This is a genomic window from Pseudonocardia xinjiangensis (assembly GCF_012911925.1).
GTDB classification, from domain to species: domain Bacteria; phylum Actinomycetota; class Actinomycetes; order Mycobacteriales; family Pseudonocardiaceae; genus Pseudonocardia; species Pseudonocardia xinjiangensis.
In genome coordinates this window covers 1-11,954 of sequence record NZ_JAAXKY010000075.1, presented here as the reverse complement: position 1 = coordinate 11,954, position 11,954 = coordinate 1, and the positions used below count along the sequence as shown (strand labels likewise).

Below are 11,954 nucleotides of genomic sequence, written 5' to 3'. Positions count from 1 at the left end.
CACAGGGTAACCGCGCCGGCAGGGACTCCGAGCGTTCCAGCACCGCGACGACGTGCGGCGTCCCGCTTGCGCAGTCGTGACTGGACGGACCAGAGGTCTCGGGAGACGGATGGCGACCGACGATGAAGGTGCCCCGCCGCACACTGCTGCGCGCCGCGGTCGTCACCGCGACGAGCGCCGCGCTCGGCGGATGCGGCCTGCTGACGGGAGACTTCCCCGCGATGAGCCCTCTCTCGCCGCGGGGCGCCGGCAGCGCGAACGCGCGCCTCGCCGCCCGGCTTCCCCCCGTGCCCGTGCCCGCTGCTGCCGCGCCCCCACCAGGTCTGCTGGCGCTGCCCGGCGGACCGGAGGTGCTGGTGCGCGTGCCGGCCACCGCGGGAGCAGCTCCCCTGCGTCTGGTGCTGGCCCTGCACGGGGCCGGCGGGAACGCCAAGGGCGGCCTCGCACCCCTGCTCCCGCTGGCCGACGCCCACGGACTGCTGCTGCTGGCCCCGACATCGCACGCCGCCACCTGGGACGCCGTCACCGGCGGCTGGGGGTCGGACGTGCGGCGGATCGACGACGCGCTCGCCCAGGTGTTCGGCTCCTACCCCGTGGACCCGACCCGGCTCGCCGTCAGCGGGTTCTCCGACGGGGCCTCGTACGCCCTGTCGCTGGGGCTCGCCAACGCCGACCTGTTCACCCACGTCATGGCGTTCTCGCCGGGCTTCATCGCGCCAGGACCCAGGGTCGGGACCCCGCGGGTGTTCCTCTGCCACGGCCGCCACGACACCGTGCTCCCCATCGACCGCACGACCCGCCGGATCGTCCCGCAGCTCCGGTCGGCCCGGGTACCGACCGAGGTGCGGGAGTTCGACGGCGCCCACACCGTGCCCGCATCCATCGCCGAGGACGCGGTGCAGTGGTTGATGCACGCTCCCTGACGTGCCGCGCGACGACCGGCTATCGCGTGGCCAGGCCACGGACCCAGCGGGCGAGCTCGACGGTCCGGTACCAGCGGCCCCAGGCGACCAGGGCGGCCACCACCAGGAGCACCACCGGCAGGAGTGCTGCCGCCACCGCCATGGTCAGCACCGTGGCCGTCGTCGCCCCGATCATCAGGGCGACCAGGCCGAGAGCCGCCGCACCCGACAGGCGGGGCACCAGCAGCCCGATCGCCGCCGCGATCTCCAGGCAGCCGATGATCACTGTTCCGGCCGCGCTGAAGCCCATGGCCGCGAACCCCTCGATCGTCACCGGGTCGAAGGTGACCTTCGGATAGCTCGCCCCCAGGAAGACCGCCGCGAGCAGGACCTGGGCCACCCACAGCGCCACGTCCACCACCCTTCCCGGCCGTGTCGCGGACCCGGCCGCGGTGGTGGATGTGCTGGTCGTCTGCCTGCTCATGAGGTCTCCTGGTGCTCGCACCCGTCCGTTCTGTCGGGATAGGGACCGGCCGGAGGCACCGAACTCATCGCTGCGACTCACGCCCCGGTGAGCGACTCCGGATCGGCCTGTGCCGCCGCGAGCTCGGAGGCGAGCAGCGCCGCGGCAGCTGCGCGGCCGAGGGAGCGGCCGCGGTCGTAGCAACCACCGAACCGGTCGCCCAGCCCACGGCGCAGCTCGTGCGTCAGGCGGGCCACGTCCGGGTGTAGGGAGTCGGCCGCCCCGCGCACCGCGTGGGCGGCGCCGAGCGCGGCCGCCGCGGCGGCGGGTTCACCCAGCCCGGCCCGCAGTGCGGCGAGACCAGTGCCGACACCGGCCAGTAGCGCGCGCTGGTCGGTGGCCAGCGCCTCGGCGAACGCGGCCTGCAGATCGGTCAGCGCCCCTGCGGTGTCGCCGCGGGCCATCGCCAGGTGGGCCAGGCCGGTGCGGTACTGCACCTGGAAGGGCCGGTCGGTCCCGGCGCGTCGACCCACGGCCCGGCGCGCCGCGTCGTACTCGCGGGCCGCGGCGGAGAGGGCGCCGTCGCGCCGCTCGACGTCGCCGAGCAGCATCCGCGCGAGCGCGAGGTGGTGGGCCGCCGGAGCGCCGGCGACCACGGCGTCCAGCTCGGCCCGCGCCCGCACGGTGTCACCGGCGTAGATGTGCGCGGTTGCCGCGCACACGCGCTGGTGGTCGTCGTTGCCGAGCTCGGCGGCGGGCACCCGGGCCCGGCGCAGCGCCCCGAGCGCGCCGTCGACGTCGCCGAGCACGAGCGCGGTGGTGCCGAACCGGGTCAGCGACACGGCCGTCCCCCAGCGCTCGCCCAGGGCCTCGAACTCGTCGGCCGCGGCGACCAGATCACGGCAGGTCTCCTGGAGGTCGCCCCGGTTGGCCCGCAGCAGCCCGCGCATCAGCCGGACCATCGCCCTGCCGAACGGGGCGGCGCGAGCCGGCGGCTCGGTCGTCAGGAGCGGAGCCGGGTCACCCGACAGCGCCGCCAGGAGCGGCGCGATCACCAAGGCGGACGGGTGCCCGCTCGCGGCCGCTGCGCGGAACCGGTCGAGGGCGGGGTCTCCCGTCTCGACGGTGCCGGCCAGTACCACGTTGATCAGGTAGGCGGCCACCGCGGGCGCGTGCACCGCAGGCGCTGTCGAGGTCGGCAGGGCGAGGGCGTCGCGCAGCAGCCGGGCGGCCTGGGCGTGGTCGCCGTGCAGCGTGAGGAAGAACGAGATGGCGGACGCCAGCCGGATCGCGGTGTCGGCGTCGCCCGCGCCTGCGGCGCCCTGCAGTGCACCCAGGAGGTTCTCCCGGTCCTCGGTGAGGGTGGGGATCCAGCGGAGCTGGTCGGGTCCCCGCAGGTCGGGTGCCGCAGTCTCGGCCAGCTCCAGGAAGTGGCGGGTGTAGGCGGCTCTGGCGCGGTCCAGGTCCTCGTTCGCGGCGAGGCGCCGCATCCCGTACTCGCGGATCGTCTCGAGCATCCGGTAGCGCACGCCGGACACGGGGACCAGGTGCAGCAACGACTTGTCGACCAGCGCCGCCAGCGTCGGCTGCACCGCGACGCCGGGCGGGGCCACGCGCTCCGCGGCGGCGAGGGTGATCGTGCCGGGGAAGACCGACAGCGCTTCACCGAGCCCGCGTTCGTCGTCGGTGAGCAGGTTCCAGCTCCAGCCGACCACGGCGCCCAGGGTGCGGTGGCGGGGCAGCGCGGTGCGGCTGCCGCGGCCCAGCAGCCCGAACCGGTCGTCGAGCATCGTCGCCAGGTGCTCGACCGGCACCGACCTGGTCCGCGCCGCGGCGAGCTCGATGGCCAGCGGGAGGCCGTCGAGGCGCCGGCAGATGTCGGCGACGACCACCGCGTTGGCCGCGGTGAGGCGGAAGCCGGGGTGTGCGGCTGCGGCCCGTTCGGCGAACAGTCGCGCGGCCGGGCTGGCCAGGATCTCGCCGGCATCTGCGGTGGGGGCCGCGAGGGGCAGCGGGGGGACCGGGACGAGCGCCTCCGGGGTGATGCCGAGTGGCTCCCGGCTCGTGGCGAGCACGCACAGCAGGGGGCACCGGCCGAGCAGTTCCTCGCAGAGGGCCGCGGCGGCGTCGAGGAGGTGTTCGCAGTTGTCCAGCACCAGCAACGTCGGGCTCGGCGGGACGGCGCCGGCCAGGCGGTCCATCGTGTCGCGCGCGGTGACCCCACCCGTGCCCTGGCTGCCGAACGCGCTGAGGACGGTCTGTACGACCTCGCCCGGGTCGGTCACCGCCGCGAGCTCCACCAGCCAGGCTCCGCCGCGCAGGCCGTCCGCCAGGTCCGCGGCGACGGTCGCGGCGAGGCGGGTCTTGCCCGCTCCCCCGGGTCCGGTCAAGGTGACGAGCCTGCTCCCGGCCAGGCGGCGCGCGACGAGCGCCCGTTCCTCCTGCCGCCCGACGAAGCTCGTCAGTGCTGCGCGCAGGTTGCCCTGCCGCGACCGCGGGCGGCGGACCTCCTCGGCGCGCAGCACCGCCAGGTGCGCCTCGCGTACCTGCGGCGACGGCTCGGCGCCGAGCGCATCGGCCAGCGCCGAGCGGAGCTCCGCGTACCGCCCGAGCGCCTCGGCCGGACGCCCGTCGGCCTGCAGCGCCCGCAGCAGCAGTGCCTGCGCACGTTCCCGTCCCGGGTGCGCGGCGGTCATCGCCCGGAGCTCGGCCACCAGCTGCGCCGGCTCGGCACCGGTGAGCAGGTCCGCCTGCGCGCGGTCCTCCAGTGCGCTGAGCCGCAGCTCGTCGAGCCGGGCGATCACCGCTGCGGCGAACGGGACGTCGGCGACGTCGGCCAGCGCGTCGCCCCGCCACAGCGCCAGCGCCTCCCGCAACCGGCGCCCCGCGACGTCGGCGTGGCCGTCGTGCAGCGCGGTGCGGCCGGCGCGGGCGAGCCGCTCGAAGCGCGTGGCGTCCAGCGCCTCCGGCGGCAGGTCGAGCAGGTAGCCCCCGGGAGCCGACCGCACCCACTCGCCGGGCAGCGCCCGGCGCAGCCGCGACACCAGTGAGTGCAGCGCGTGCGTGTGGCCGGCCGGCGCCCCGGCACCCTTCTGCTCCGGCCAGAGGGCCTCGGCCAGCGCGTTGACCGACACCGTCCGCCCGGTGTCCACCGCGAGCCGGATGAGCAGGGTCCGCAGCCGGGCACCGCCGACCGCGACCCGCGCGTCGCCGACCCGGACCTCCAGCGGCCCGAGGATGCCCACCTGCACGCGGCCACTGTGCCAGCACCGGCCGTCGCGCTGTGAGCGATCTGTGTGCGGTCTGTGAGCGCCGGTCGACAGCCTGGTCCCCATGCAGCGTGAGATCTTCCCGAGGACAGCGGCCTTCGCGGCGCAGCTGACGACCGGTCTGCTCGCCGGAACCATGTTCTACGGCTGGGCCAACGTGGAACCGACCTTCTCCGCCGTCCCCCTGGACGTGCACCTGACGTTCCGCACCGAGCTGATGAAGCTCAACGGCGTGGTCACGCAGGGGCTGATGGTGGCCACGTTCCTGGCCGGCTGCTGGCTGGCGCTCGCCACCCGCGGCCGGGCCCGGGGCTTCGCCGTGGGCGGCGTGGCGCTCACCCTCACGACGTTCCTCGTCACCAGGTTCGGCACCGTGCCGATCCACGACGAGATCAGGGCCTGGGCCGCGGGCGCTCTCGCCGCCGGCTACCAGGAGCGGCTGGCCGTCTGGGGCGCCTTCAACGACGTCCGGGTGGTCGTCGCGGTGGCCGCGTTCGCGCTGACGATCGCCGCGGCCGACCTGGCCCGCCGCCACCCACCCCGCGAGTCGCCCGTTTCCAGCGGCCGAGTCGCCCGTTCCGGGGGCGCCCACCCCGCACCGGACGGCGCGGGCCGGCCGGCGTGACGACGAGAGGGCGCATCAGGAAGACCCTCACCGTCGCGGCGGTCGTCCTGCTCGGCGTACCGGCGGCCTTCGTACTGGGGCTCCTCGCGTGGGACGGGGACTTCCCGGAGGGCGACCGGCGCGTGCTCCGGCCCGGCGTCCAGCTCGACCTGCGCACCGCCGAGACGGCCCGCGGGCCGGTCGAGTACGACCTGTACGGCAGCGCCGGGCCCGTCGTCCTGTCGGTGCACGCGGGGCTGGGCGGAGCCGACCAGGGCCGGCTGTTCGCCGCCTGGCTGCAGGACGACGGGTTCCGGATCCTGAGCCCCTCCCGGCCGGGCTACCTCGGCACCCCGCTGTCCTCGGGCCGGACGCCGGCGGAGCAGGCCGACCTCCTGGCCGCCCTGCTCGACGAGCTGCGGATCGAGCGGGTGGGCGTGCTGGCGGCCTCGGCAGGCGCCCCCGTCGCGTACACGTTCGCGGCCCGTCACCCCGAGCGGGTCTGGGGCCTGGTCTCCGTCGGCGGCACGAGCAGGCCGGTGCCCGGCACACCGGCATCCGGCTCGCCGGCGCGGACGGCGTTCATGAACACGATCGGCCAGAAGCTCGTGAAGCTGACCGCGAACGTGTCGCTCGGGACGATCGTGGCGGGCACGCTGGACGAGACCAGCACCTTCACCGCCGAGCAGAAGGCGCAACGCACCGCCCACATCATGGACACGCAGCAGGTCCGGGAGTTCTTCACCGCCATGTTCGGCACCACGTTCCCCTACGAAGAACGGATGCCGGGCACCCGGAACGACTCCGAGCAGGCCAGGGCGCTGCCCGCGCTCCCCCTGGCGCAGGTCACCACGCCCAGCCTGATCGTGCACGGCACTCAGGACGGCGACGTCCCGTTCGAGGACGGTGTGCACGCCGCCGGGCAGATCCCGGGGGCCCAGCACCACTGGATGGAGGACGACGACCATCTCGGGTTCTGGCTGAGCCCGGCGGCCCGAGATGCGCAGGGCACGGCACGTCAGTTCCTTCTGCACCATTCGCCGGGCAGGTAGGTCGCCCACCTCACTTCCGACGCGTGTTGCCGACGAGGGGCGCCGGGTAGGCCGACCGTATGGACCACGACCGCATGGACCACGACGAAGCACCCGTGCTGGACGCGCTCGCCGGGTACCACCGGCACAGGCGCACGCCGTTCACCCCACCAGGCCACAAGCAGGGCCGCGGCGTCGACCCGCGGGTGCGGGCGGTGCTGGGCGAGGACGTCTTCCGAGGCGACATGCTGGCGACCTCCGGGCTCGACGACCGGTCCTCGTCCGGAGGGGTGATCGAGCGGGCACAGCAGTTGATGGCGACGCCGTGGGCGCCGACCATGCCTTCTTCTCCACCTGCGGCAGCTCGCTGTCGGTCAAGAGCGCGATGCTCGCGGTCGCCGGGCGACACGGTCGCATCCTGGTGGGACGCGACGTCCACAAGTCGGTGATCTCCGGGCTCGTCCTCTCCGGGCTGCAACCCGCCTGGGTCCACCCGAGATACGACGCCGCCCTGCACTTCGCCCACCCGCCGTCGCCCGAGAGCGTCGAGCAGGCCCTCGACCGCGAGCCCGACGTCGGCGGCGTGCTGATCACCAGTCCGACTCCCTACGGCACCTGCGCCGACATCGCCGCCATTGCGCAGCTGTGCCACGGCCGCGGGCTGCCACTCGTGGTCGACGAGGCGTGGGGCGCGCACCTGCCGTTCCACGAGAAGCTGCCCACCTGGGCCATGGACGCCGGCGCCGACCTGTGCGTGGTGAGCATCCACAAGATGGGCGCGGGGCTGGAGCAGGGGTCGGTGTTCCACCTGCAGGGCGACCTCGTCGACCCCGCCCACCTGCGCGCCTGCGCCGACCTGCTGGCGACCACCAGCCCGAACGTCCTGATCTACGCGGCGATGGACGGCTGGCGTCGCCAGATGGTGCAGCACGGCCACCACCTGCTCGACGACGCCCTGGCTCTCGCGGGGGACGTGCGGCAACGGCTCGCGGAGCTTCCCGGCCTTCGGGTGCTGCACGACGAGCTGATCGGTGCCGAGGCGTCCCACGAGCTGGACCCGCTGAAGGTCATCATGGACGTCTCCGAGCTGGACATCTCCGGCTACCAGGCGGCGGACTGGTTGCGCGCGGAGCGGGCCGTCGACATGGGGACCTCCGACCACCGGCGCGTCGAGGCCCAGCTCACGATCGGCGACGACGCCGGCACGGCCACCCTGCTGGTCGACGCGCTCGGCGCACTGACCAAGGCAGCGCACGACCTGCCGAAGCCCTCCCCGGTCGAGCTCCCGTCACCGGACGACCTCGAGCTCGACACGGTGATGCTTCCGCGGGAGGCGTTCTTCGCCCGCACGGAAGACGTGCGCGCCGACGATGCCGCCGGCCGGATCTGCGCGGAGCAGGTCACTCCCTACCCGCCGGGGATTCCCGTGCTGCTCCCCGGCGAGCGCATCGGACAGCGGGCGCTCGACTACCTGCGCAGCGGGGTGCAGGCCGGAATGGTGCTGCCCGACCCGACGGACCCCGAACTCACGACAATCCGGGTGGTCGCCTGAGCCACCCCACGTTGCAGCAAAGCCACGTTCACGCAATCAGATGGCGTCAACGTGGCTTTGCTGCAACTCAGCTGCCGGCCCGGGCGCCCGGCGTCGGGACCGGGTCGTGCCCCCGGCGGCCGCCCGGCCGGCACCGGACCAGCCGGCGCAGGGTCAGCACCGACCCGCGCACCGCACCGTGCGACCGAAGCGCCTGCACGGCGTACTCCGAGCACGTCGGGGTGAAACGGCAGCAGGCAGGCCGGCGGGCACTGATCTGCCGCTGGTAGACGCGAACCAGCGCGATCATCCGCTCGGCGCCGCCGCGCCGCGGGCGCGGGCTGCGGACCGCCGGACCCACACCTCGGACCAGCGCGACGATCAGGTGGGGCACGGCCGGCAGCGTGAGAACCAGGCAGTTGCCGTCGAGGCTCTCGCCGATGCAGCATCCCGCGTCGAGCAGGCAGGCATCGCGAAGGCACGAGCCACCCCGAGCCGGCTGGTAGTACCCGCCTCCCCTGCGCTGGTTGCGCGGGTCATAAGGGTCGTACGGATCGTAGCCGTACGGATCATACCGATCATAGGGGTCATATCCCCGTCGTCGTCGCCAAACCACGCCGCTGAATCACCGTTTCCAGCCCTCTTCAACCCTGCGCCGGGACCGCCCGGTAGCAGCATTTCGGCATTCCGGACAATTGGCGAAAGCCCGGTTGCGAAATGAGGTTCGAAGCGCTCGCACCGGACCGGGCGGCGTGCTGGGTCCGCGGATACCTCGACGGCTCGACCACTCAACCCTACGAGCGGGAGAGCGGCCGAGCCGGCGGACGAGGGGGTGCCGCGTCAGTGGTCGTAGACGAACAGCCCGTTGGCCACGGGGCGCTCCCCAGCAGCATCGGACGGGTGGTTGAGGATGGTCAGGCCGGTGGTGCCGGGCAACTGGGCGGCCAGGGTGCTCGAACCGCCCCCGTCGAGCAGCACCCCGGCGTCCATCCCGTGTGCGACGAGGTACTCCGACGCCTCCTGGGGCGTGACTCCGATCGAGGTCGTCTGCCGGCCGTCGATGACCACCATGGTCAGCTGGCGTCCATCCTTGCTGACGCCGACCATCGTCTCGGGGTTGCGACCGCTGGGCGGCGCGCCGGTCGGGTCGTTGAAGACGGCGCCGTTCTGCACCAGCACCGTGGCCCCACCGATCAGGGTGTCGATGCCCTTGCTCGAGAGGTCCGCCGAGATCGATACCCGAGCACCGGGCGTGGCATGCTCCGTCAACCAGCCCGCGCCGGCACCGCCGCCGAGCAGCCCGACCTGGTCCGGCCCGAGAGCAGGCACGGACGTCGCGTCGGGGATCACCTGGTCGATCACCGCGGGGCTCGCGCCGTTGCGGTGGGCGATGACGAGCGTCCCGGCGGGGATCGCGGCGACGGCGCCGAGGTCGGGCGTGATCTCGGTGATCCCGTTGATGGCCGCCGGCGGCTTCGACTTCTTGAGCAGGTCGGACGTGATGGCGAGGCCGTCGGGGGCCGCGTCCTCGACGGTGTTGACCGACTCGAGCGTGGCCGACTCCTTGCCGATCGTCAGCTTGCCGGTGAAGTCGACCTCACCGACCGACGCCCGTCGGTTCGCGATCGCGACCTGCCCGGCGAAATGCGGTCGGGGCGTCTTGAGCAGGACGCCGTCCCGCACCACACCACCCAGCGGGGCGCCGGACGCGTGGATGGCGAAGAAGTCGCCGTTGATGCCGGCGACGGCACCGGTGCGATTGCCCATCGAGGTAGTCAGTTCGTTGGGCGGATCGATCACGTGGTCGTGCGACTCGACGGTGTCGACCCGCACCTTGCCGCGGCTCAGGTCGACCTGGAGCACCTGGGTGTGCTCCGGCCCGTCGGCGGTGATGTAGGTCTCCGAATACTCGGTGACACCGGGCGTGATCTCGACCGGCTTCGTCGCCGAGGCGGAGGAGACGGCAGGCCATCCCTGCGGGATCGGAGGGACGGGGGCGGAGGGGTCCGCGGCGGTGGCGGTCGGTGGTGCGGGAGTGGGCGGTTCCGCAGCGGCGGCGATTCCGATCGGCGCGGCCAGTGCCGTTGCCACGGCAACGATCAGAACGGAACGGGGGCGTACACGCACGCAAATCTCCCAGGGGTAGGCCGATGAGGCCGTCAAGATCGCACTGCGTCCGCTCGATCGAGTGATGCGTTGCCAAACGACGGGTAAATCAGGCCCGTCGAATTCCGTCACTCATCCGAAAGACCCGAAGCCACCCGAATGTCCCCGAAAAAGGGACGGACGGAGTAAATCGCCGCGCGAGAGAATCGGGCGCAACGTGCACCGTGCGGCGGCGGGGGTGAACGCGCGGTGGTCAAGGGGTTCCACGTCGTGGGCGCCACCCTGACGACCTGAGGCCTCGGCCTTGGCCGCGGGGATCATCGACTGGGTGGGCCGGTGATCACGCACGTCGCCCGGATGCCCGCGGGTCCCTACGCCCACAGGCAGCGCTGCTGGGCGCGATCTTCCTGCTGGTGATGGACGGCGTCGTGCGCTCGGTACCGACCACCGAGGTGCCGCTGGGCGTCCTCACGGCGCTGGTCGGCGCGCCGACCTGTGCGCGGAAGAACTGCGGTGCGGCCAGAGGGCGCTCGCCCGCCCCGCAACCGCCGTGGCCGGTCGGCTGCTGCAGGTCACCACTCGACACTGACGCCGGGTCGGTGCCCGTCAGTGGTCGTGGCCGAGTCAGCGGCTGTAGACGAACAGCCCGTTGGCCACGGGTCGCTCCCCCGTCGCGTCGGACGGCTGGTTGAGGACGGTCAGGGCGGTGGTTCCGGGCAGTCGGGCGGCCAGCGTGCTCGAACCTCCCCCGTCGAGCAGCACCCCGCTGTCCACGCCGTGCGCGACGAGGTACTCGGCCGCCTCCCGGGGCGTCACGCCGATCGAGGACTCCTGCCGGCCGTCGATCACCACGAGGGTCAGCTGCCGGCCGTCCTTGCTGACACCGATCATCGTCTCGGGGTTGCGGCCTCTGGGCGGCATCCCGGTCGGGTCGTCGAAGACGGCACCGTCGCGCACCAGCACCGTCGCGCCGCCGATCAGCGCGTCGATGCCCGTGCGGGACAGGTCCGTGGACACCCGCATCCGGGCGCCGGGCTTCGCGTGCTCGGTCAGCCAGTCCGCACCGGGGCCGCCGCCGAGCAGGCCGACCTGGTCCGGGCCGAGGGCCGGGACCGACGTGGCGCCGGGCCGCACCTGGTCGATCACCGCGGCGTCCTTGCCGTCGCGGTGGGCGATGACGAGCGTCCCCGCCGGGATCGTGGCGACGGCGCCGAGGTCGGACGTGATCTCGGTGATCCCGTCGATGGCCCGGGGTACGGGCTTCTTCCTGATGAGCTCGGCCGCACCTGCCGTGTAGTACTCGAGCGAGGCGTCCTCGACGGTGTTGACCGACTCCACGGTGGCGGCGGCGGCGCCGATCGTCACCTGCCCGGTGAAGTCCACCTCGCCGACGGTGGCGCGCCGGTTCGCGATCGCCACCTGCGCGGCGAAGTCCGGCCGGGGCGACTTGAGCAGCACGCCGTCCCGGACCACACCCCCCAGCGGCGCACCCGAGGCGTGGATGGCGAAGAAGTCCCCGTTGATGCCGGCGACGGCACCCGTGCGCGCGCCCATCGAGGTCGTCGACTCGTTCGCCGGGTCGACGATGCGGTCGTGCGACTCGACGGTGTCGACCCGCACCGAGCCGTGGCCCAGGTCGACCTGCAGCACCTGGACGTGCTGCGGCCCGTCCGCGGTCAGGTAGGACTCGGAGAACCGGGTGACGCCGGGGATGATCTCGACCGGCTTCGTCGCAGAGGCGGACGACACCGCAGGCCACCCCTGCGGAATCGGCGGGACGGGGGTGGGCGCGTCCGCCGTGGCGACCGCCAGTACGGGAGCGGGGGCAGGCAGTTCCGCGGAGACAGCGATCCCGACCGGTGTGACCAGGGCCCAGACGACGACAACGACGAGCAGGGAGCGGCGCACACAGGTCTCCAGGAGTGGACCGGACGGAGCTGACAAGATCGCAGCTGATCCACTCGAACGGGTGATATGTGGTCAAAATGTCGGCAAACCGGAACCGGCGATCTCCCGCCCCACCCCCCGCGAGTCGCCCGGTTCCCGCC

General features: G+C 73.5%; 10 protein-coding genes and 1 pseudogene. 6 read left to right on the top strand and 5 right to left on the bottom strand.

The genetic code is table 11. The annotated features are described in order from the left end of the window. The first annotated feature begins 122 nt into the window (after nt 1–122). Nucleotides 123–923, top strand: a complete 801-nt coding sequence (locus HF577_RS21590) for an alpha/beta hydrolase (RefSeq protein WP_211174636.1) — start codon at nt 123–125, stop codon at nt 921–923. A 19-nt stretch (nt 924–942) separates the two neighbouring features. Here HF577_RS21590 and HF577_RS21585 read toward each other — a convergent pair whose 3' ends face one another. Beyond that, nucleotides 943–1,386 carry a DoxX family protein gene (locus HF577_RS21585; RefSeq protein ID WP_169397738.1) on the bottom strand — a complete coding sequence of 148 codons (444 nt, stop codon included), beginning with the start codon at nt 1,384–1,386 and terminating at the stop codon, nt 943–945. A 77-nt stretch (nt 1,387–1,463) separates the two neighbouring features. Then, nucleotides 1,464–4,616 carry a BTAD domain-containing putative transcriptional regulator gene (locus HF577_RS21580; RefSeq protein WP_169397737.1) on the bottom strand — a complete coding sequence of 1,051 codons (3,153 nt, stop codon included), beginning with the start codon at nt 4,614–4,616 and terminating at the stop codon, nt 1,464–1,466. Between the two features lie 82 nt (nt 4,617–4,698). On the opposite strand from HF577_RS21580, the gene HF577_RS21575 reads away from it, so the two are divergent. From HF577_RS21575 to HF577_RS21565, 4 genes and pseudogenes are all read left to right on the top strand, one after another. Further along, the gene (locus tag HF577_RS21575) at nt 4,699–5,259 is read left to right on the top strand and encodes an anthrone oxygenase family protein (RefSeq protein WP_169397736.1); all 561 of its coding nucleotides are present in this window, start codon (nt 4,699–4,701) and stop codon (nt 5,257–5,259) included. Next, nucleotides 5,256–6,290: an alpha/beta fold hydrolase gene (locus HF577_RS21570; protein ID WP_169397735.1), complete on the top strand. Its 1,035-nt coding sequence runs from the start codon at nt 5,256–5,258 to the stop codon at nt 6,288–6,290. The genes HF577_RS21575 and HF577_RS21570 overlap by 4 nt, the downstream gene beginning before the upstream one ends. 59 nt (nt 6,291–6,349) lie before the next feature. After that, nucleotides 6,350–6,532, top strand: a pseudogene (locus tag HF577_RS39805) (ornithine decarboxylase); the annotation flags it as partial. A gap of 62 nt (nt 6,533–6,594) precedes the next feature. After that, nucleotides 6,595–7,821 carry an aminotransferase class I/II-fold pyridoxal phosphate-dependent enzyme gene (locus HF577_RS21565; protein WP_312859283.1) on the top strand — a complete coding sequence of 409 codons (1,227 nt, stop codon included), beginning with the start codon at nt 6,595–6,597 and terminating at the stop codon, nt 7,819–7,821. Between the two features lie 67 nt (nt 7,822–7,888). Here the strand turns inward: HF577_RS21565 and yidD are convergent, their stop codons facing one another. Beyond that, on the bottom strand, nt 7,889–8,194 hold the full coding sequence (gene yidD, locus HF577_RS21560; protein ID WP_312859282.1) for a membrane protein insertion efficiency factor YidD: 306 nt from the start codon (nt 8,192–8,194) through the stop codon (nt 7,889–7,891). 446 nt (nt 8,195–8,640) lie between these two features. Further along, nucleotides 8,641–10,038 carry a phosphodiester glycosidase family protein gene (locus HF577_RS21555; protein WP_169397734.1) on the bottom strand — a complete coding sequence of 466 codons (1,398 nt, stop codon included), beginning with the start codon at nt 10,036–10,038 and terminating at the stop codon, nt 8,641–8,643. Between the two features lie 158 nt (nt 10,039–10,196). On the opposite strand from HF577_RS21555, the gene HF577_RS40215 reads away from it, so the two are divergent. Next, a complete protein-coding gene (locus HF577_RS40215) occupies nt 10,197–10,598 on the top strand; it encodes an iron chelate uptake ABC transporter family permease subunit (RefSeq protein ID WP_169397756.1) in 402 nt (133 codons plus the stop codon). Here HF577_RS40215 and HF577_RS39340 read toward each other — a convergent pair. After that, on the bottom strand, nt 10,531–11,814 hold the full coding sequence (locus HF577_RS39340) for a phosphodiester glycosidase family protein (RefSeq protein WP_169397733.1): 1,284 nt from the start codon (nt 11,812–11,814) through the stop codon (nt 10,531–10,533). The genes HF577_RS40215 and HF577_RS39340 overlap by 68 nt on opposite strands. Nucleotides 11,815–11,954 lie beyond the last annotated feature (140 nt).